The following is a 20,140-nucleotide window of genomic DNA, read 5'->3' as shown; positions in this document are numbered from 1 at the left end:
GTTGTTGATCGTCTGGATCTTACGGGTCACCTGACCGAAGCGGTCGTGGCAATACTGGGTAGATCCACCGGGGTGAACCACGCGTCCAACCCGGCCTATGGCGAAGCGCTCTGTCGCTGCGCATGCCGCCGGTGCGACGTCGTGCTGCACCCCCACATCTTGAATGGGATCGGGGTAGCCGATGGACGTTACGCGGTTCAACGCATCGTAGCCATAGGTCGCGGTGACGCCACGCGCATCGCTACGCGTCACCCTGTTGCCTGCGGCATCGACGGTCATCGTGGCGCTCCCCGTGTCCGGGCTGGAAAGGACCAGCAGGTCACCGAAGCCGTTGTACTGATAGCTAGTATGCAGTCCCTCGGACGCGCTCATTTGATGCAATCTTTCTCAGGGCAGAAGAAACGGCCGAAGATACATAGCGGCTGAATTGCATCAAAGCGACGGCGGTCGACACGTCAGCACCCAACCTTTCAAGATGCGAGAAGAGTCTCGAGGCTCACGCCCGAGTGCCGACCCCAGAAACGCTTCGGCGCCTCCAAGTCCCGTCCTTGTCACATGGCAACTCTGAGCGCGGGCAACACTCGTTGGCGACATTAAACAAACTCTTACCGGCTTATCTGGCACTTTCCGCCTTACAGTAACGAGGACTATTCACGTCAGTTTCCCAGTACGTTCCCGCGTATATCAATGCTTCAGCCCCGCGTGCAGACAGCTCAATATCGTGTGCAAACCTGCCATCGCAGAAGATCATCCTCCGGCCCCTAGCGACGAATCGGTCAGATCGTAACGTCCATTCATTTCGCCTTGCCAAGTCAAGGAAGTGCCTTGAGGCCACCTCGACCGTCAACGCCGTCTTGGCTTCAGCCGTCATGCCGATAAATGTCCCGCGGGACAACGCTCTCTGCGTTCGGACATCACTATTCTGCGGGAATCTCAAACCCTCGTTAGCGGCCTTTAATTCCCCGTCGCTTGGTCGGCCAGACCAATCACCTCGAACCAGACTTCGCGTAACTGATAACCAACTTATCACAATAAAAGTACACACCAATGCAACTAGAACGAGTTTGGCTTTCACCACGAACCTCCCCAGCTTCCGTCACTTCGAGATACCTCACCAGGAGAGAACCCGCCACCTATTCCGACGCCCACCTCAGTCGAAGTGCCCGCGTTTGGAGAATAATTTAACCCTCCGCCCACGCCGCGATAGCCGCCTGCACCCGAAATTCCGAACCCCCCGAGATGATCATAGACCTTGGCGCCCGTGGGAACTTCGCATTGATTGAGCCACCCAATACTCAGCGAAGCCTGCAGGCGCCCATTGGGAGAAGGATAAGGTCGACTTAGTCCGCCAGTCACAAATGTGTTCCCGCTTCGAGAAAAAGAGCGAGACGCGCCAAAAACATAGAATGACACACTGACCTTGACAAAGTCAGGGGAGCGAATGTTGTGCCCTTGGCCCCACATTTTCATCTCGTTTGGACTCCCCACCACCTGTAGTCCGAGTGGATCAACCGATCGCAATGGATCTCCCTCCACATACCCATATGTGCTAAGCCCGCCCAATAACCCAATCGGATCACTCTGCACATACCGCCCCACCCCCGCATCATAATCCCGCTGGTAGTTGTAGTTCAGCCCGCTCTCCGGCGTCGCCTGCTGCCCCGGGAACCGCAGTGCAAAACCGAATGCAATCCCATCGCCATCCGGATCCTCATTCGCAGCATCCGCCCCGAACGCCTCACCCGTCAGCGCCCACTCCCACACAGCCACATTACGCGCCGCATCAATGATCACGCGCGGTGTCCCCAGGTGATCCGGCTGCACATACCCCAGCGCAGGCACACCCGCGCTGGATTCACTGAACACCGCAATCGGATAGTTCTCCAGCCACACCACCTGTTGCAGTGGCACCCCGCTTGCGCTGTATTCGCCCAGCCATTGGCCGGATTCGTCATACAGCGTCGTGGTGGTCTTGCCGCCCGCCTGCCGCAGCACGCGCTCGCCCCGGTGGTTATAGCGGTAGATTCCCAGCGAAGTGCTCCCCTGCTTGGCCTGCCCCAGTCGGCCGGCACTGTTGTACCCGTAGGTCAGGCCGTTCATCTGCGTCGTATTGCCCGCTGCGTCATAGCTCCGCGCCTGCCCACCCACGCCGGTCAGGCGATGGCTGGTAGCCGGGTAGTGATACGCCAGCGTTCCGGCAGCGCTGCCGGCCTGCGACCGGTTACCGGTCGCATCCCAGCCATAGGTATGCGTCGGCATCCCCGCAGCATCCGCCGCCTGCAGCAGGCGCCCCATTCCGTCGTAGCGGTAGGTCGCGAGCACGCTTCCGGATGCACCGGCACGCAGCTGGGTAAGCGCCCCCACTGCGTCATATCCAAATCCCAGCTTGAGCCCACCGGTCGAGGCATCGCTGACGCTGCTCACCCTGTAGTCCTGGTCATGCGGACGGTTCAGGCGACGTTCGTTTCCATAGGTCCAGCCGGTGATCGGACCGAATGGCGCATGACCCACCTGCTTGACCAGAACCTGTCGAGCCAAAGTTCCACGCTTCAGGCCTACCTGGGTGACGCGGCCCTGGGCATCCCGCATGTAGTCGACCACCGCCCCACCAGGATAGATCACAGAGGCAAGCCGTCCCGCCTTGTCGTACGTGTACCGCAGGGTCGTTGCGACGTTGTTGATCGTCTGGATCTTACGGGTCACCTGACCGAAGCGGTCGTGGCAATACTGGGTAGATCCACCGGGGTGAACCACGCGTCCAACCCGGCCGATGGCGAAGCGCTCTGTCGCTGCGCATGCCGCCGGTGCGACGTCGTACTGCACCCCCACGTCTTGAGTGGGATCGGGATAGGCGATGGACGTAACGCGGCTCAACGCATCGTAGCCATAGGTCGCAGTGACCCCACGCGCATCGGTACGCGTCACCCTGTTACCTGCGGCATCGACGGTCATCGTGGCGCTTCCCGTGTCCGGGCTGGAAAGGACCAGCAGGTCACCGAAGCCGTTGTACTGATAGTTGGTATGCAGGCCTTTTGGATCGGTAACGCGCGTAACGTTGTCCAGCGCGTCGTACTGCATCAGGGTTTCGGCCGCGACACCCGTACTGTCCTGCAGCGAACGCGCCAAGCGATTCAGCGCATCGAAACCCTGCGTGCTGGGGCGAAGCAAGGCGTCGGTGACGAGGGTCGGATTGCTGTTGGCGTCATAGCCATAGGTCGTAGCGTGGTTACCTGCGTCCTTGAGCGCGGTCAGCTGGCCCAGCGTGTCGTATACGCGTGCCAATGTGCGGCGAAGCGTACCTGCGTTGTCTAGCGCCTTCTCCTGCAGGCGATTTCCCGCATTATCCAGAACATAGTGCAGTGTGTTCCCTGCCGTGTCGGCGATGTCGGTGAGCCGCTGCGCGGCATCGTATTCGTAGGTGACCGCACTACCATCAGGCTGGTTCACCTGCTTGACGTGGCCTGTCGGCCAGTACGCGATCGAAGTAACCCGGTCGTCCGAGGTGGTTGCGCCACGGACGATCACCTGTGTCGGCCAGCCACGGGCGTGGTACCGATAGTCGGTAATTACATTGTTCGCGTCCCGCGAGGAAAGTATCCGCCCCGCCGCGTCGTAGGCCAGCACGTCGACCTTGTGCCCGAGACCGCTGGTGGTGCTGCGCAGATCGCCTTTGCGGAGCGTACACGCGCCGGTGCTGCCGCAGCCGGTATCGTCAGCGGTGTAGTACGCGTAGGTGACGGTGTCGGCCACGCCGCTGCGCGGGCCGTCCACGCTGCGCAGCAGACCAACCTCCGGACAATCAGCGCCCACCGTTTCGCAGTAGGCAAACGTGGTCACGCGTGTCTGCCCGCTCACAAGGTCCTGCACGGTGATCGAGACCGGCTGCATCCTCGCATTGCGCGTGATGCGGGTTTCGCGGTTGGCTTCGCGCTGCAGTACGACGCGATTGCTGCCGACCGCCACTTGGGTTGTCGATAGGCGCTGCTCGGGCAGGCCCACTGCTTCGGTCACGGTGTGGCTCTGCACCGCACCCGCAGTGGGGTCATTGATGTCTGCATACAGGTGGCTGGACGTCGTGCCGCGACGGTCCGTGACGCTCTGCACGCGTCTGCGGAAATCCGTGGTTTCCGGCAGGTAGGTTCGGCTGATAGTTCCCTGGGAATCGGTGATGCCATTGACCTTGCGCGGCAGGCCACTGGTGCCTGAGGCCGTCAGCCCAAAGTTCGACTGCCGACCGAGCGCATCGGTCACGACGGTACCCGTCGCGGTATAGGCCAGTTTGACGCCGTCCACGCCGACGTCGCTCTGCGTGCAGTCGCCCGAATGCCGGCTGCAGGTGACCCGGCCTTTTTCGTCGTAACCGAACCAACTGAATCGCTGGGCATCTTCGGCAGTGATGCCGGTCAGGTGCTGGGGGAAGCGGCTGTCTTCATAGTGGTACGTCCGCGTACCACTGTCGGGGTAGGTTGCCGAAAGCAATTTGCCGTCGCTGGCGTACAGATATGAAGCCACGACGGAGTCGCCCGTTGAAAGCGAGGAGATGACCGCGTCGTCGGAGGGAAACTGATACTGCAGCGTCAGTTGGCGGCCCGTCGAATGCGTGATGGACATCAGGCGCCCGCGTGCGTCATGGACATACTGCAACCAGGTGCCGTCCTCGAATTCACGCCATTGCAGCCGCCCTGCTGCATTGAAGACCATGACTTCGTCGCGGCGCCGCAGCGTCCAGTCGGTGCCCTGCTGCGATACGCGGTCACCGCTGCCATTGTTGGCCTCGTACTCTGTCCCTTGCTTGACGAAGGCGATGTGGCTGCCGTCTGCCTCCACCAGGCCGACCTTCAGTTCGGTCCCGGCAGGCATCGTGGTCGTATCGACGCCCATGGCGAGCCGGATGTTATGTGAGTGCGTCCAACCCGGACCAAAGGCACCACCGGCCGTACTGCTTTGGGAGTGATAGTAGCGTTCGAAGGTCAGCCAGCTGACGGAAAGGTCGTCCTCAGTTTCGAACTTGTCACCTGTCGTGGGATCGCATGGATTGCCGACCTGGCACTCGTTGGTGACCGGGCTGCTCCAGTAGGTGACCCCTATAGCACCAGCCCCCTCATAATCAGGTGCCATGCCGCATGCACCGAGGCCGGAGTTCCACTTCAGCAGGATACTGTTCGGACAGGCGACCGTGCGATTCCGTTGCGCATATGCCCTCCCCGCCATCGCACTACAGGTGCCGTCGCTCTCCTGAAGGTACAACACCCGCTGAAACTCGGATTCTTCGGCAGTATTGTTGACCTCGTCGCCGCCGGGGCCTGCTGAAATGCGCTTCCAGTCGGGTGCGGAGATCGTGGCTGCGGGACACTGGGGATCACTCAAAGACACAAGGTAGCTCAGGAGCTGCTCTTCACTATCAAAATTCCGCGATCCCGACCTCTACTTCCAAGGCGACCGGTTCATGGGCTGCGGCTTCACCCGATAGGCGTAGATTGTTTTGTCTTCAAGAATGGTCTGGTCGCGCACCTCCCACGAGAAAGCACCAAACTGTTGATACATTTCGAAGGAGGCTTCAATCACGCGCTGGGCGTCACGTTCGGTCGGCAAAGGCTGCCCACCGGTGGTGGCGTAGGTGTGCCAGCCCTTGGTGACTTCCTGCGCGCGGGCCAGACCAGGCGCCAGAATGAGCATGAGCACAGCGGCCGCGCACATGCGCGGGACTGCCATTGAAAACGTCAACATCCTTGTCTCCATCCGTTGAGAACGCGGTGGCAGCCGCAACCAACACGGCAGCCCCTGCGCCATCAGAACCCAGGAAGGAAGTGAATGTTTGTGCCCGGCGTCTCGGTTAGCGCATTGCAGGTTTGAGACAGCCGGTTGCCGGCTGACGCCGCTGCGTACGCCGAGCATGGCGATACCGGTCGTGCTGACCGGCACTCTGCGCCCGCCGAGCATGGCTCGGCGCTACCGGGCAAGGTCAGTGGACGGTGGTGTTCCCGCGCGGATCCAAGCGATCGATCACGCCCTGCATGGCACTGTCGAAGGCGCCGTCATCCACGTGCGGGCGCAGGCGGCCCAGGCGCACCATCACCGCCAGTTCTTCCGGCGATGCGACGCAGAAGCGTACGCCGCGGCGGTTGACGAACAGCAGGCGCTGCGAGATCGGGCTGATCCACGACAGCTTGCCGGCCTGCACTTTGCCGTCCTTGTCGATGAAGTCCAGCCAGATGCCGACTTCCATGCGGCGGAATCGATCCGCGTCCGCATTGTCGAAATTGTCGTCTTCCACCGATGCGGTCACTTCCACCGATGCCGTATCCGAAGCCGGCGGGGCGGGCAGTACCACCTGCGGCAGCTCAGGCAGGGCGCGCTCCAATTCCGGGCGCGACTCGGCGATGCTCTGCAGGGTGTCGTGCAACGCATCGACGGCGCGCGCGGCGCCATCACCGTGCACGCCGACGCTGGCGAACACGCGCCCCAAGGCCGGCTGCCAGGCCTGCAGCCACGGCTTGCCGACGATCTTGCGGCGCGCTTCGGCCACTTCGTCCAGCAGGCCGTCGGCCAGGGTCAGGGCTTCGGCCACCGATGCGCCTTCTTCGCCTTCGCGCAGCAGCGCCAGGGTGAGGTGGTGCTGCCACGGCTGGCGCAGGAATTCGGCGATCGCCTGCGGCAGCGTGGCGTCGGCAATACGCCGGTCCAGCTCGGCACTGGCGCGGGCGCGGGCCATTTCCAGTTTCTCCTGGCCGCGCTGGGTTTCCGCGGCGCGCCGCTCGGCGATTTCAATCCGGCGCCGATGCTGGGCCAGGAAATCGCGGAACTCTTCTTCCAGGGTCAGGAAGATGGCGAGGTTCTCATTGAACTCCGCCACCAGCCGTTCGATGATTTCTTCGACCTTGCCCATCAGCACGCGCTCGGCCTGGCTTTCGCCGGTGTTGCCTTCGCATGCTTCGGCCAGCGAATTGAGCAGCTTGCGGGCCGGATGGGTCTTCTGTACGAACATGCGGCGGTCCAGCATGGCGACCTTGACGAAGGGCACCACCAGCCGGCCGATCAACTCGCGCGAACGTCCTTCCAGCTCACGCTCGTCCAGCATCACATCGAACAGCATGCCGACCAGGTCGATGGCATCTTCGTCCTGCGGATCGAGCCGGGCCTGGCTGGGATCCACACCCAGCTGGGTGGCGTTGGACAGCACTTCGCTTTTCAGGCGCTGCGCCAGCGATTCACCGTCTTCGCCGATCGCAGCGCGCAGCGTGGCACTCGGCGTGGCCTGCAGCAGCGACAGCACCGACATCATTTCGCGCTGGCTCAGCGGTCGCTGCTGACCCACCGCGACCTGCGCGGCGGACGTGGCGTCCTCGCGCACATGGCGGGTCTGCCGCAGCAGTTCGTGCAGCGCGTCCAGCAGCATGCCCTGCTCACCGCCAGCACCGCCGTGGCCACCGTCGACTTCACCGGGGTGCCCCTGAAGGTTGCCGCGCTGCTGGGCCCAGCGGTCGGTAAAGCGCTGCGCCCACGCCGGTGCTCCCTGGTTGCCATCGGCGCCGTCGGCGCCGGGCGGATGACGCTGTTCCACCAGATCGTCGAGCATGCCCTGCGGCGGCGGGCTGGGGGCCCGTTGCGGGGCCGCACGGCGCGGCGCGGAGACGTTCGGCAACACCCCGGCCTTGGCCAGGTGGTCGTCGATTTTTTCGTAGATCTTGCCGATCGGGGCGTGCAGGTCGCGCTCGCACAGCTTGATCAGCACCAGCCGCACTTCCGGCGCCAGCTCACAGCCGGCGAAGGCTTCGTGGATGGCTACGCCCAACTGCTCAGGGCTGATCGGATTGGTGTCGGCGTCCAGTTCCAGGCCGCCACCGATCCAGCCCAAGCGCAGGTCCAGCCGGCCCAGCACGGACTTGAAGTCGCGCAGCAGCAGCATCGCGAACTGACGCACCGCCAGCCGCGATTCCAGTTCGTGTTCGCCGACCAGGCTCAGGCCGTCGTCGCGGTGCCCGGAAAGCGTCGCTTCCGCCGACAACGGCGCGCCGCTTTCAAAGGCGTCCCAGCTGCGCTGCAGGTGGGCGGAGAAACCATCGCTGATCTCCTGGCGGCGGCGACGCAGTTCACGCATGCCGTCCAGGAACAACAGCTGGGAGGCGCCTGCGGTAGCGGCGCGATCGAACAGCACGTCGTCAAACCGCGAAAGCACGGTCGTGAACGCAAGCGTGATGGCCGGCAATGCCGCCTCACGGACCAGCATGAGCTGGGACGCGTCGCGTCCCGGCGCTCCCATCGGACTGGGCGTCACCATGCGAGAAGGCTCCCCACCTTCGCAGAATCTCGATACGACAACGATGACATGACTGCCCGCGCCTCCCCAGCGTGAGCAGATCGATGGTAGGCCGTCCACGCCACTGCGGACAGTGAAACAGTCCTCACTTCCGCACCCCATGACCAGACGACCGGCAAGGTACGTATCGTAAGCGCTGCAGGGCCTGCAGCGCGAGCGCTGCAACGCGCTCGGCGCACGGCGGGGGCATGATGGACATCACAGTTGTCGCTGGGGGGAGGTAAACGGGCCGACGGCCCGTCCGGCCTCGAACTATACCGCCGCAAACGTGATGAACCGTTCATCTATGGCGTGAAGACAGTTCGCAGTTTGGCGGTTCACGATGGCGGACATCACGGCGACTCAGCGGGGCGCCAGATGGCGCTCGCTATACTGGCGTTCCGCTCCAAACGGATGGCTCCCCCGCATGTCTGAACCTGCTGCCTTGCTCGCCCTCGACGCCCGCCGTTCCGTGCCTTCGCGGCAGCTGGGCGAGCCCGGTCCGGACGCCGCCACCCTGCTGCGCATGTTGCAGTCTGCGGTGCGTGTGCCTGACCACGGCAAGCGGGTGCCGTTCCGTTTCCTGAAGATCAGCGGGGATGCCCGTCATGCCCTCGGCGCCTTCCTGGCCGAGCGCGCCCTGCAGCGCGATCCGGACATTTCCGCCGCGCAGCTGGACAAGGATCGCCAGCGCTTCTCGCACGCGCCACTGGTGATCACCGTGGTGGCCAGCCCCAAGCCGGACGCCAAGGTGCCCGAGCAGGAGCAGCTGATGACCGCCGGCTGCGTCTGTTTCGCGTTGCTGCAGGCCGCCCAGGCGTTCGGCTTCGGCGCGCAGTGGCTGACTGCCTGGATGGCCTTCGACCCGGCCGTGCACGCCCACCTGGGCCTGGCCGAAGGGGAACAGATCGCTGGTTTCATCCACATCGGCACCCCGAAGACTCCCGTGCCGGAACGCGACCGGCCGGATGCCGCCGCGCTGCTGCAGGACTGGACGGGCACGGCGTGAGCGCGAGCGTGGACCCGCTCGACGCGCTGGATCCCATAGCCGAGGGCATCGCGCAGGCGCTTGCCGCTGAAGCCGGTGCACGCGCGCCGCTGTACCTGGTGGATGCCAGCATCTACATCTTCCGCGCGTGGCACTCGCTGCCCGACCAGTTCCAAGACGCGCAGGGCTGGCCGACCAACGCGGTGCACGGCTTTGCCCGGTTCCTGCTGGAACTGCTGGAGCGCCAGCGCCCGCAGCACATCGCCATCGCCTTCGACGAGGCGCTGGACAGCTGCTACCGCAATCGCCTGTACCCGGCCTACAAGGCCAACCGCGATCCGGCGCCGGAGGAACTGCGGCGCCAGTTCGTCCACTGCAAGGCGCTGTGCGCCGCGCTCGGGCTGGCGGTGATGGGCCACCACGATTACGAAGCCGATGACCTCATCGGCAGCGCCCTGCACGCGCACCGCGCCAGCCACCGCGGCATCATCATCTCCGCCGACAAGGACCTGTCGCAGCTGCTGCTGCAGCATGACGAACAGTGGGATTTCGCCCGCAACGTGCGCTGGGACATGCACGGGGTGAAGGGCCGGCTCGGCGTACACGCGCACCAGGTCGCCGATTTCCTCGCGCTGTGCGGCGATGCGGTGGACAACATCCCCGGCGTCACCGGCGTGGGCAGCAAGTCCGCCGCCGTGCTGCTGGCCCATTTCGGCAGCCTGGACGCGTTGTACGAACGCCTGGACGAGGTGCCGTTCCTGCGCCTGCGCGGCGCCAGCCAGATGGCGGTGCGCCTGCGCGAACAGCGCGAGCACGCCTTGCTGTGGCGCGAGCTGACCACCATCGCACTGAATGCACCGCTGGATGGCACCGTTGCCGGCATGCCGCGCGGCCACGCCGACGGCGAACTGCTGGAAGGCCTGTGCAGCACCCTGCGCTTCGGCCCGCTGACCCGCCGCCGGCTGTTCGCCGCGGCCGGTCTGGCCGACGCCTCCGCACCTTCTCCTTATCCTCCATCGAGCGAATTCGCATGAGCCAGCGCAACAACGAACCCCCGCGCGTCGTCTTCGAAGGCAAGTTCCAGCGCATGGTCGTGCGCGGGACCTGGGAATACAGCGAACGCACCCATGCCGGTGGACTGGCAGCGATCATCATCGCGGTCACTCCACAGGACAACGTGCTGTTCGTGGAACAGTTCCGCGTACCGCTGCAGGCCAAAACGATCGAGATGCCGGCCGGGCTGGTCGGTGACATCGACGTCGGCGAATCCATCGAGATTTCCGCCGTACGCGAGCTGGAAGAAGAAACCGGCTGGACCGCTGAACAGGCCGAGGTGCTGATGATCGGCCCGACGTCTTCCGGTGCCAGCAGCGAGAAGATCGCCTTCGTGCGCGCCACCGGGCTGACCCGGGTTGGTGCCGGCGGCGGCGATGAAAGCGAAGACATCACCGTGCACGAAGTGCCGCGCACGCAGGCCGCTGCCTGGCTGGTGCAGAAGATCGCCGAAGGTTACGAGCTGGACGCCAAGCTGTGGGCCGGGCTGTGGATGATCGACCACCATCTGGACGGTACTCCGCGTGGCTGATACCGGAGCGCACGTGGCGTCGGCGCTGCTGGGAGCGGGTGACCCTGCGGTCTACACGATCCACCAGCCGCAGGGCACGTCTGACTTCCTGCTGCTGGCCGACCATGCCGGACAGCAAGTACCGCGTGCGCTGGCCTCACTCGGACTGCCGCAGGCCGAGCTGGACCGGCACATCGGCTGGGACATCGGCATTGCCGGCACCACCCGCGCGCTGGCGCAGCGGCTGGATGCCTGGGCCATAGAACAGACATATTCGCGGCTGCTGATCGACTGCAACCGGCCGCTGGCATCGCCCACGCTGATCCCCGAAACCAGCGATGGCACCGTGGTGCCGGGCAACGCGGCGTTGACGGCGGCACAGCGGCAGCAACGCATCGATGCCATCCACGCGCCGTACCACGCACGCATCAACGCAGAACTGGATGCACGCCGCGATGCCGCGCGCCCGACCCTGCTGGTGATGATGCACAGCTTCACCCCGGTGATGAACGGCGTGCAGCGTCCTTGGCATGCCGGCGTGCTGTACCACCAGGACACGCGTTTCGCGCATCCGCTGCTGCGCGCGCTGGGCGCGGAAGGCGACCTGGTGGTCGGTGACAACCAGCCCTATTCGGTCACCCCGAGCAGCGATTACGCGGTGCCCGTGCACGGTGAAGGCCGCGGCCTGGTGCACGTGGAACTGGAGATCCGCCAGGACCTGATCGCCGATGAAGCCGGCCAGCAGGCCTGGGCGGAACGGCTGGCCCGGCTGTTCAGCGGACTGCAGGCAGCGCTGCTGCAACGGTAATGCCATGCGTAGTGACGGCCGCTGGCCGTCATCCCCCGGCACTGGCTCCGCTCTGGTGGGTGACGACCGTTGGTCGTCACACGCTTCTGCCAGTGAAGGCGTGACGACCAACCGTCGTCACCCACCGGGTGCAGGGTCACCCGCATCTGTTTGACGGCCAGCGGCCGTCACTACCATGCTGCGCTCAGGCGAACGAATCGGTTGCGCGCACCAGCGCGTCCACGTTCTCGGCTTCGAACGCCGAATGGCCGGAAGCCGGGCTGATCTGCAGCTTCGCCTTCGGCCAGGCCTTGCTCAGTTCCCAGGCGTTGGCCAGCGGGCACACCACGTCGTAGCGGCCGTGCACGATCACGCCGGGGATGTCGGCGATGCGGTGCGCATCACGCAGCAACTGCTCTTCCACTTCGAAGAAGCCACCGTTGACGAAGTAGTGGTTTTCGATGCGCGCGAAGGCCAGTGCGAACTGCGGATCTTCATGGCTGTTGACGAAATCATCGTCCACGTGCAGGAAGCTGGTCGCCCCTTCCCACACGCTCCAGGCCTTGGCCGCGGCCAGCCGGGTGGCTTCGTCTTCGCTGGTCAGGCGGCGATGGAACGCGGAGATCAGGTCGTGGCGCTCAACGGCCGGGATCGGCTTCAGATAATGCTCCCAGGCATCCGGGAACAGGCGGTTGGCGCCTTCCTGGTAGAACCATTCCAGCTCCCAGCGGCGCAGCATGAAGATGCCGCGCAGCACCAGTTCGGTCACCCGCTGCGGATGGGTTTCGGCATACGCCAGCGCCAGGGTGGAACCCCAGCTGCCGCCGAACACCTGCCAGCGATCCACCGACAGGTGCTCGCGCAGTTTTTCGATATCGGCCACCAGGTCCCAGGTGGTGTTGTCCACCAGATCCGCGTGCGGGGTGGAACGACCGGCGCCGCGCTGGTCGAACAGGATGATCCGGTACTTTGCCGGGTCGTGGAACTGGCGCATCTTGTCGCTGCAGCCGCCGCCCGGCCCGCCATGCAGCATCACCACCGGTTTGCCGTCCGGGTTGCCGCACTGTTCGAAGTACAGCGTGTGGCGGTCGTCGACCTTCAGGGTGCCGACGTCGTAGGGGGTGATGGCGGGGTACAGCGTACGCATGCTTGCAGCTCCGTGGTGATGCCCCGCACGCGGCAGGACAGAGCGCCCATTCTAGGCCGGTCGCCGGCCCAGCGTGACCCGGTCGCGCTGCTCCAGGTCCTGTACCGTTTCCACTTCATCCAGGCCGGCCTGCTGCAGCAGCACGCGGATCGCCGCGCCTTGGTTCCAGCCGTGTTCCAGCAGCAGCCAGCCACCGGGCAGCAGGTGGGCGCTCGCCCCGTCGGCGATCAGGCGGATGTCGTCCAGCCCATCCTGCCCGGACGCCAGCGCGGTGGTTGGCTCGAAGCGCAGGTCGCCACGCGCAAGGTGCTCATCGTCGCTGGCGATGTAGGGCGGATTGCTGGCGATCAGGTCGAAGCGGCGCCCCTGCAGCGGCGCATACCAGGAGCCCTGCGCGAACGCGACGTTTCCCACCGTGTTGCGCACCGCATTGCGCTTGGCCACGGCCAGCGCCTCGCCACTGAAATCGGTCGCCAGCACCTGCGCAAGAGGGCGTTCACTGGCCAGCGCCAGTGCAATGGCGCCGCTGCCGGTGCCGAGGTCGGCGATCGTGCGGGGGCGCTCCGCAGGCAGCCGCGCCAGCGCCTGTTCCACCAGCAGCTCGGTCTCCGGACGCGGGATCAGGGTGGCCGGGCTGACCTCCAGCTGCAGCGTCCAGAAGCCCCACTGGCCAGTGATGTAGGCCACCGGTTCGCCTGCCACGCGACGCGCCAGCAGCGCGTGGAAACTTTCGTGATCGGCCCGGTCGACCGGATCCGTGGCATGGGCGAACAGCCAGCTGCGCGGACGCTGCAGCGCATGCAACAGCAGCAGTTCGGCCTCGTGCCGTGCCTCTGGACCGGGCAGCTGGGCCGCGGCGTCAGCCAGCAGGTCGCGTAACAGCATGTCGGGGCGCGCGCTCATGGTCAGGACCTTGCAGGGGGGCGGCAGCTTAGCCCAAGGCGTCGCAACGAGCCCGGCCCGCGGCGACATTACGGCACGGGAGCCGATGCGCGTTGTTCAGGTCCAGCCCTGTGACACATTGGCTGAGGCTATCACGTCACTGGCTCAGGAACTTCCGCAAGTCATTGAATTAAAATAGATAGAGCGGGCGCGTTCGCAAATTCGCTCGCTAGAACAAACGCCTATCAATAGCCACGACCTATTGGATAGATGCAATCAATGGATTGTCCTTATCGAATAGGAGCCGTTACTCTAGGTCCTGTCGCAACACCCACTCCCCTTCACCCAAGAGGAATATCCATGTCCCTGATCAACACCCAGATCCAGCCGTTCGAAGCCAATGCGTACCTGAATGGCGAGTTCATCAAGGTTTCCGACCGCACCCTGAAGGGCCAGTGGTCCGTCCTGATCTTCATGCCGGCCGCTTTCACCTTCAACTGCCCGACTGAAATCGAGGACGCGGCTGACCATTACGCTGAGTTCCAGAAGGCCGGTGCCGAGGTCTACATCGTCACCACCGATACCCACTTCTCGCACAAGGTCTGGCACGAAACCTCGCCGGCGGTGGGCAAGGCGCAGTTCCCGCTGGTCGGCGATCCGACCCACCAGCTGACCCGCGCCTTCGGCGTGCACATCGAAGAAGAAGGCCTGGCCCTGCGCGGCACCTTCATCATCAACCCGGAAGGCGTGATCAAGACCCTGGAGATCCATTCCAACGAGATCGCCCGTGACGTGTCCGAGACCCTGCGCAAGCTGAAGGCTGCCCAGTTCACCGCCGCCAACCCGAACCAGGTCTGCCCGGCCAAGTGGAAGGAAGGCGAGAAGACCCTGACCCCGTCGCTGGACCTGGTCGGCAAGATCTAAACGCTGCACCTCGCTCCCATGCCCGCCCCACGCGGGCGTGGGGGTGAACCGAAGCCAGCCGCGCAAGCCAGCAGCCGCCAGCCCCTTCCACGCTGCTGTCTTCGGTTCACCCCTACCCCCTGTTGGTCCGCTACGCTCAGTCGCGGCGCCACGCCCCCGTTTTGCCTGAAGCCAGGAGAAGACCATGTTGGATGCCAACCTGCAGTCGCAGCTGAAGACCTATCTGGAGCGCGTGACGCGCCCGATCCAGATCACCGCGCATGCCGACGACGGCGCAAAGGCGCAGGAGATGCTGGAGCTGCTGACCACGATTGAAAGCCTGTCCGACCAGATCAGCCTGACCGTGCTGCGCGACGGCGCCGGCCGCGTGCCGTCCTTCGACCTGGGCAGCCCGGGCCAGGACATCCAGCTGACCTTCGCCGGCCTGCCGATGGGCCATGAGTTCACCTCGCTGGTGTTGGCCCTGCTGCAGGTGGGCGGCCACCCGTCCAAGGCGACGGCCGAAGTGATCGAGGCGGTGCAGAACCTGGAAGGCGAGTTCAAGTTTGAAACCTATTTCTCGCTGTCCTGCCAGAACTGCCCGGATGTGGTGCAGGCGCTGAACCTGGCCGCCGTACTGAATCCGCGCATCCAGCACGTGGCCATCGACGGGGCCCTGTTCCAGGACGAAGTGGAACAGCGCCAGATCATGTCGGTGCCGACGGTCTACCTCAACGGTGAAGTGTTCGACCAGGGCCGGATGACGCTCGAGCAGATCGTGGCCAAGCTCGATACCGGTGCCGCCAAGCGCGATGCCGCCAAGCTGGCGACCAAGGACGCTTACGACGTGCTGGTGGTGGGCGGCGGTCCGGCCGGCGCGGCCGCGGCGATCTATGCCGCGCGCAAGGGCATCCGTACCGGCATCGCGGCCGAGCGTTTTGGCGGCCAGGTGCTGGACACGATGGCGATCGAGAACTTCGTTTCCGTCAAGGAGACCGAAGGCCCGAAGATGGCGATGGCGCTGGAACAGCACGTGCGCGAGTACGACGTGGACATCATGGACCTGCAGCGCGCCACCGGCCTGGTGCCGGCCGGCGAAGATGGGCTGGTGCAGGTGCAGCTGGAGAACGGCGCGGTGCTGAAGTCGCGCACGGTGATCCTGTCCACCGGCGCGCGCTGGAGGCAGATGAACGTGCCCGGCGAAGACCAGTACCGCAACAAGGGCGTGGCGTACTGCCCGCACTGCGATGGCCCGCTGTTCAAGGGCAAGCGCGTGGCGGTGGTGGGCGGCGGCAATTCCGGCGTGGAAGCGGCGATCGACCTGGCCGGCCTGGTATCCCACGTCACGCTGCTGGAATTCGACGACAAACTGCGTGCCGACGACGTGCTGCAGCGCAAACTGCGCAGCCTGGGCAACGTGACCGTGCTGACCAGCGCACAGACCACCGAGGTCCTGGGCGACGGGCAGAAAGTGACGGGGCTTGTCTACAAGGACCGCGTCGGCGGCGATTCGCATCGGGTGGAACTGGAAGGCGTCTTTGTGCAAATAGGACTGCTGCCCAATACCGAGTTTTTGACTGACGCCATCACCCTCTCGCCCCGAGGCGAAATCGTCATCGATGATCGTGGCCAGACCAATCTCCCCGGAGTGTTTGCCGCCGGTGATTGCACGACCGTACCGTACAAGCAGATCATCATCGCCATGGGCGCTGGATCGACGGCCGCTTTGAGTGCCTTCGACCACCTGATCCGTACGTCCGTGACCAAGAGCAGCGGTGCAGTCGCCGAAGCTGCCTGACACAGGTTCCCAGATCACCGGGGACACCGCATGTCCGCTGGGTAAGCCACGCCGTCCCGGTCCCTACCCAATGAGGTCTCAGGATGAACCTACGTGATCTGAAGTACCTGGTGGCCTTGGCCGACCATCGCCATTTCGGCAAGGCCGCTGCGGCGTGTTTCGTCAGCCAACCCACGCTCTCCACCCAGATCCGCAAGCTGGAGGAAGAGTTGGGGTTGCCGCTGGTGGAACGCGCGCCGCGCAAAGTGATGCTGACTCCCGCCGGCGTGGATGCGGCCGCGCGCGCCCGCGTCATCGTGGCCGAAGTGGAACAGATGAAGGAAGCCGCGCGCCGCAGCCGCGACCCGGAGGCTGGCGCGGTCCGGCTGGGGATCTTCCCGACGCTGGGGCCGTACCTGCTGCCGCACGTGATTCCACGCATCCGCGAACGCTTCCCCCAGCTGGAGCTGCTGCTGGTTGAGGAAAAAAGCGACGTGCTGCTGGCACGGCTGCGCGAAGGAAAGCTGGATGCTGCGTTGCTGGCGCTGCCGGTGCTGGACGACCAGCTGCACACCGAATTCCTGTTCGAGGAACCGTTCCTGCTCGCCGTATCGGCCCAGCATCCGCTGGCCAACCGTCGCCAACTGGATGTGCAGGAGCTGTCCGCGCAGCGCCTGCTGCTGCTCGAAGACGGCCACTGCCTACGCGACCAGGCGCTGGAAGTCTGCCGGCTGTTCGGCGCCAACGAGAAATCCGAGTTCCGCGCCACCAGCCTGGAGACGCTGCGCCAGATGGTCGCCGCCGACGTGGGCATCACCTTGATGCCGACGCTGTCGGTGAAGCCGCCGGTTCCGCGTTCGGAGAACATCCGGCTGCTCGACCTGGTCGGTGACAACCCGCCAAGCCGCCGGATCGCGATGGCGTGGCGCCGCAGCTCGGCAATGAACGGCTTCCTGGAGCAGCTGGCAGACCAGTTCAAGCACCTGCCCGCCTCCCTGTTCACGTTGTCGGGCGGGCCGCTGCTGCCCTCACGACAAGCCGCAAACGACATCAGCGCCCTGCCGGGCTGAGCCGCAGCCGAACAATGAAGACGGCGGCGTGCGCGGGTGGGTCGATTCCTGCCCCGTTTGTCCCCACAATATGAATCAGGCGGCGCCAACTGGTGCCGCCTTTTGTATGTCCCTTTCAAGGAGTAGTTGCATGACCACCGCAAGCGGCCTGCCGCCGTCCATCACCGTTTCATCCCATGACCTGGCCCGCCTGGAGGCGCTGCTGGACTCTCCTGCCGCGAGCGCCTTGCCGGCTGCTGCGGCGTTGTCCGATGAATTGACCCGTGCCACCGTACTGACCCCTGCCGAAATGCCAGCCGGCATCGTCAAGATGCATTCGCGCGTTGAATGCGAAGACGCGACGACCGGCGACAAACACGTGCTGACCCTGGTCTATCCACGCGAAGCAAACGTCGACGAACATAAAGTGTCGGTGCTGGCACCGGTGGGCACCGCGCTGCTGGGCCTGTCCATCGGCCAGAGCATCGACTGGGATGCGCCAGGTGGACGCAAGCTGAAACTGCGCGTTACCGCGGTTCACGACGACACACCCTGAACAATTCCCGCTACCCGGCTGCGCGCCACGCGCGCCCGCACTGATGGAGCTGCAATGAGCACTACCCCGTCCAAACTGGCCCAGCTGCGCGAACTCTCCGTGGTGGTCGCCGATACTGGTGATTACGACGCCATCAAGCGGCTGCAGCCAGTGGATTGCACCACCAACCCGACCCTGGTGAAGAAGGCGCTGGACCTGCCGGTCTATGCCGACCTGATCGCCCGCGAACTGGCCTGGGGCCGCGAACAGGGCGGTGAGCGCGAGAGCGTTGTCAACGCCGTGGCGGACCGCCTGACGGTCGGTGTCGGCACGCTGTTGAGCACGCTGGTGCCGGGCCGCGTGTCCACCGAGGTGGATGCGGACAAGTCGCATGATACCGAGGCCACTGTCGCCAAGGCGCGCCGCTTCGTGCAGATGTATGCCGACGCCGGCGTGCCGCGCGAGAAGATCCTGATCAAGATCGCCGCGACCTGGGAAGGCATCGAAGCGGCACGCGTGCTGCAGGCCGAAGGCATCGACTGCAACCTGACGCTGATCTTCAATTCCACCCAGGCACTGGCCTGCAGCGAAGCCGGTGCGTTCCTGATCTCGCCCTTCGTTGGTCGCATCCTGGACTGGTACGTGGCCAACGGCCAGGCGCCTGCAAGCATCGATGAAGACCCCGGCGTGGTGTTCGTGCGCGGCGTGTATGCCGAGTTCAAGCGCCGCGGTTCGCCGACGGTAGTGATGGGCGCCTCGTTCCGTTCCACGGCGCAGATCGAAGCCTTGGCCGGTTGCGACCGCCTGACGGTTTCGCCGGACCTGCTGGAAAAGCTGGACGCCGAGCATGGCGAACTGCCGCGCGCGCTGGTGGCGGGCTCTGCCGAATCTGTAGCAACCCCGCCGATCGATGGTGCGCGCTTTGCTGCGGACCTGGCCGCCGATCCGATGGCGACGGAGAAGCTGGCGACCGGGATCGAGGCGTTCGCCAAGGATCTGGAAAGCCTGCGGGCGCGAATCCGCGCGGAGCTTTGATTTTGTTGGGTGGGTCGAACGGGTGAGACCCCCTCGCGGGTGGCTGCGTACAACTGGCTACGCGCTTGGGGCCGGGCGGTGGGGCTGGTCGGGGGACGGCAAAAGCCGCTCCTGCGGGCCTCGTCTCGCGCCATCCATGGCGCTCAACGCCCCCGCCCAGCCCCACCGCCCGGCCCCCTGACAGGTTCCGGGGGCCGCCACCCGCGCAATAAAGAAGAAGAAAGCGGTAGCGCCGACCCATGGTCGGCGAGCGCAGCGGGCCCTTGACGGAAACATTCCGCCGACCATGGGTCGGCGCTACCAAGGCCGACACGGACCTGTCGAAGGTGGGGCGGGGTGGGTTGGCGGGAACGCTCATCGCCATGGATGGCGATGGCGAGCCTACACGGACGTATTCACGGCGATTCCCGCCAACCCACCCCGCCCCGCCAACACGCAGCCCTGCAGCTTTTGACCTTGCCGTTGCCGTCGCTTTAAACGTTGCTCGAAAAGCGTCAGCCCGCCGCAGGCGGCAACCCGATCGGGCAGCTCACGCCGGTGCCGCCGATTCCGCAGTAGCCGTTCGGATTCTTCGCCAGGTACTGCTGGTGGTAGTCCTCGGCGTAGTAATACTCCGGTGCCGGATACACGATCTCGGTGGTGATCGGCCCGTAACCGGCCGCCTGCAGCTGGCCCGCATACGCGTCCCGGCTGGACACCGCCGCGGCGTACTCGGCCTCGGTCAGGCAGTGGATCGCCGAACGGTACTGGGTGCCGGTGTCGTTGCCCTGGCGCATGCCCTGGGTCGGGTCGTGGCTCTCCCAGAACACTTGCAGCAGCTGCGCCACGCTGACCAGCTTCGGGTCGAACACCACCTCGACCACCTCGGTGTGGCCGGTCAGCCCGGAACAGACCTCTTCATAGGTCGGATTCGGGGTTACCCCACCGGCATAACCGACCGACGTGCTGTACACCCCGGGCAACGTCCAGAACTTGCGCTCGGCGCCCCAGAAACAGCCCAAGGCAAAGCGGATCCGCTCGAATCCGGCGAACCGGTCCTTCAGCGGATGGCTGTTCACGAAGTGCTGGTTGCTTTGCAGCGGCAGCGGCTGGTCGCGGCCCGGCAGGGCCTCTTCCGGGCGCGGCAGGCGCTGCTTGAAGGCCCCGATGCCGAGGATGCCGTTACCAAGTCCCAACA

Annotated in this window: 15 protein-coding genes and 1 pseudogene; 9 read left to right on the top strand and 7 right to left on the bottom strand. The window is 65.0% G+C overall.

Going from position 1 to position 20,140, the window contains the following annotated elements; all coding sequences use genetic code 11:
• The 4 genes and pseudogenes from SOM47_RS10190 to pacR form a co-directional block, all read right to left on the bottom strand.
• A pseudogene (locus SOM47_RS10190) lies at window positions 1-360 on the bottom strand (hypothetical protein); the annotation flags it as partial.
• Between the two features lie 711 nt (window positions 361-1,071).
• Window positions 1,072-5,367 carry an RHS repeat-associated core domain-containing protein gene (locus SOM47_RS10185; protein WP_320505468.1) on the bottom strand — a complete coding sequence of 1,432 codons (4,296 nt, stop codon included), beginning with the start codon at window positions 5,365-5,367 and terminating at the stop codon, window positions 1,072-1,074.
• 57 nt (window positions 5,368-5,424) lie between these two features.
• On the bottom strand, window positions 5,425-5,727 hold the full coding sequence (locus SOM47_RS10180; RefSeq protein WP_320505467.1) for a hypothetical protein: 303 nt from the start codon (window positions 5,725-5,727) through the stop codon (window positions 5,425-5,427).
• Between the two features lie 235 nt (window positions 5,728-5,962).
• A complete protein-coding gene (pacR, locus tag SOM47_RS10175; protein ID WP_414715785.1) occupies window positions 5,963-8,278 on the bottom strand; it encodes a PacR family protein in 2,316 nt (771 codons plus the stop codon).
• A 445-nt stretch (window positions 8,279-8,723) separates the two neighbouring features.
• On the opposite strand from pacR, the gene SOM47_RS10170 reads away from it, so the two are divergent.
• Genes SOM47_RS10170 through SOM47_RS10155 form a run of 4 tightly spaced genes read left to right on the top strand, consistent with a single transcriptional unit; the run spans window position 8,724 to window position 11,656 of the window.
• Complete coding sequence (locus SOM47_RS10170; protein ID WP_042613052.1) at window positions 8,724-9,305, top strand: nitroreductase family protein; 582 nt, start codon at window positions 8,724-8,726, stop codon at window positions 9,303-9,305.
• Between the two features lie 35 nt (window positions 9,306-9,340).
• On the top strand, window positions 9,341-10,318 hold the full coding sequence (locus SOM47_RS10165; RefSeq protein WP_042613075.1) for a 5'-3' exonuclease H3TH domain-containing protein: 978 nt from the start codon (window positions 9,341-9,343) through the stop codon (window positions 10,316-10,318).
• Window positions 10,315-10,869, top strand: coding sequence for an NUDIX hydrolase (locus tag SOM47_RS10160; RefSeq protein WP_320505466.1), 555 nt, complete (start codon window positions 10,315-10,317; stop codon window positions 10,867-10,869). Before SOM47_RS10165 ends, SOM47_RS10160 begins: the two co-directional genes overlap by 4 nt.
• Entirely contained in the window at window positions 10,862-11,656 is a 795-nt protein-coding gene (locus SOM47_RS10155; RefSeq protein ID WP_042613050.1) for an N-formylglutamate amidohydrolase, read from the top strand. Before SOM47_RS10160 ends, SOM47_RS10155 begins: the two co-directional genes overlap by 8 nt.
• A 184-nt stretch (window positions 11,657-11,840) precedes the next feature.
• Here the strand turns inward: SOM47_RS10155 and pip are convergent, their stop codons facing one another.
• Together pip and prmC are read right to left on the bottom strand one after the other, a co-directional pair.
• The gene (gene pip / locus SOM47_RS10150; protein WP_042613049.1) at window positions 11,841-12,782 is read right to left on the bottom strand and encodes a prolyl aminopeptidase; all 942 of its coding nucleotides are present in this window, start codon (window positions 12,780-12,782) and stop codon (window positions 11,841-11,843) included.
• A 51-nt stretch (window positions 12,783-12,833) separates the two neighbouring features.
• A complete protein-coding gene (prmC, locus tag SOM47_RS10145) occupies window positions 12,834-13,667 on the bottom strand; it encodes a peptide chain release factor N(5)-glutamine methyltransferase (RefSeq protein ID WP_414715787.1) in 834 nt (277 codons plus the stop codon).
• Between the two features lie 357 nt (window positions 13,668-14,024).
• Between prmC and ahpC the strand changes: the two genes are divergently transcribed.
• The 5 genes from ahpC (at window position 14,025) to SOM47_RS10120 (ending at window position 18,963) form a co-directional block, all read left to right on the top strand.
• On the top strand, window positions 14,025-14,588 hold the full coding sequence (ahpC, locus tag SOM47_RS10140; RefSeq protein WP_042613046.1) for an alkyl hydroperoxide reductase subunit C: 564 nt from the start codon (window positions 14,025-14,027) through the stop codon (window positions 14,586-14,588).
• A gap of 184 nt (window positions 14,589-14,772) precedes the next feature.
• Window positions 14,773-16,365, top strand: a complete 1,593-nt coding sequence (gene ahpF / locus SOM47_RS10135; protein WP_042613045.1) for an alkyl hydroperoxide reductase subunit F — start codon at window positions 14,773-14,775, stop codon at window positions 16,363-16,365.
• An 83-nt stretch (window positions 16,366-16,448) separates the two neighbouring features.
• The gene (locus tag SOM47_RS10130) at window positions 16,449-17,414 is read left to right on the top strand and encodes a LysR substrate-binding domain-containing protein (protein WP_042613044.1); all 966 of its coding nucleotides are present in this window, start codon (window positions 16,449-16,451) and stop codon (window positions 17,412-17,414) included.
• A 130-nt stretch (window positions 17,415-17,544) separates the two neighbouring features.
• The gene (gene rnk / locus SOM47_RS10125) at window positions 17,545-17,949 is read left to right on the top strand and encodes a nucleoside diphosphate kinase regulator (protein ID WP_042613043.1); all 405 of its coding nucleotides are present in this window, start codon (window positions 17,545-17,547) and stop codon (window positions 17,947-17,949) included.
• A gap of 54 nt (window positions 17,950-18,003) precedes the next feature.
• Window positions 18,004-18,963, top strand: a complete 960-nt coding sequence (locus tag SOM47_RS10120; protein WP_042613042.1) for a transaldolase — start codon at window positions 18,004-18,006, stop codon at window positions 18,961-18,963.
• Between the two features lie 494 nt (window positions 18,964-19,457).
• Here the strand turns inward: SOM47_RS10120 and msrA are convergent, their stop codons facing one another.
• Window positions 19,458-20,120, bottom strand: a complete 663-nt coding sequence (gene msrA / locus SOM47_RS10115; RefSeq protein WP_042614798.1) for a peptide-methionine (S)-S-oxide reductase MsrA — start codon at window positions 20,118-20,120, stop codon at window positions 19,458-19,460.
• Window positions 20,121-20,140 lie beyond the last annotated feature (20 nt).

Source organism: Stenotrophomonas sp. CFBP8980 (assembly GCF_034046095.1).
Taxonomy (GTDB): domain Bacteria; phylum Pseudomonadota; class Gammaproteobacteria; order Xanthomonadales; family Xanthomonadaceae; genus Stenotrophomonas; species Stenotrophomonas lacuserhaii.
The sequence above is the reverse complement of the archived record's forward strand: the minus strand, read 5'-3'. Positions and strand labels throughout refer to the sequence as shown.

Coding starts and splice junctions, on each gene's coding strand:
- pacR (WP_414715785.1), bottom strand. CDS start 8,278: ATGGTGACGCCCAGTCCGATGGGAGCGCCGGGACGCGACGCGTCCCAG.
- SOM47_RS10160 (WP_320505466.1), top strand. CDS start 10,315: ATGAGCCAGCGCAACAACGAACCCCCGCGCGTCGTCTTCGAAGGCAAG.
- ahpF (WP_042613045.1), top strand. CDS start 14,773: ATGTTGGATGCCAACCTGCAGTCGCAGCTGAAGACCTATCTGGAGCGC.
- rnk (WP_042613043.1), top strand. CDS start 17,545: ATGACCACCGCAAGCGGCCTGCCGCCGTCCATCACCGTTTCATCCCAT.
- SOM47_RS10130 (WP_042613044.1), top strand. CDS start 16,449: ATGAACCTACGTGATCTGAAGTACCTGGTGGCCTTGGCCGACCATCGC.
- SOM47_RS10180 (WP_320505467.1), bottom strand. CDS start 5,727: ATGTTGACGTTTTCAATGGCAGTCCCGCGCATGTGCGCGGCCGCTGTG.
- pip (WP_042613049.1), bottom strand. CDS start 12,782: ATGCGTACGCTGTACCCCGCCATCACCCCCTACGACGTCGGCACCCTG.
- prmC (WP_414715787.1), bottom strand. CDS start 13,667: ATGCTGTTACGCGACCTGCTGGCTGACGCCGCGGCCCAGCTGCCCGGT.
- ahpC (WP_042613046.1), top strand. CDS start 14,025: ATGTCCCTGATCAACACCCAGATCCAGCCGTTCGAAGCCAATGCGTAC.
- SOM47_RS10170 (WP_042613052.1), top strand. CDS start 8,724: ATGTCTGAACCTGCTGCCTTGCTCGCCCTCGACGCCCGCCGTTCCGTG.
- SOM47_RS10120 (WP_042613042.1), top strand. CDS start 18,004: ATGAGCACTACCCCGTCCAAACTGGCCCAGCTGCGCGAACTCTCCGTG.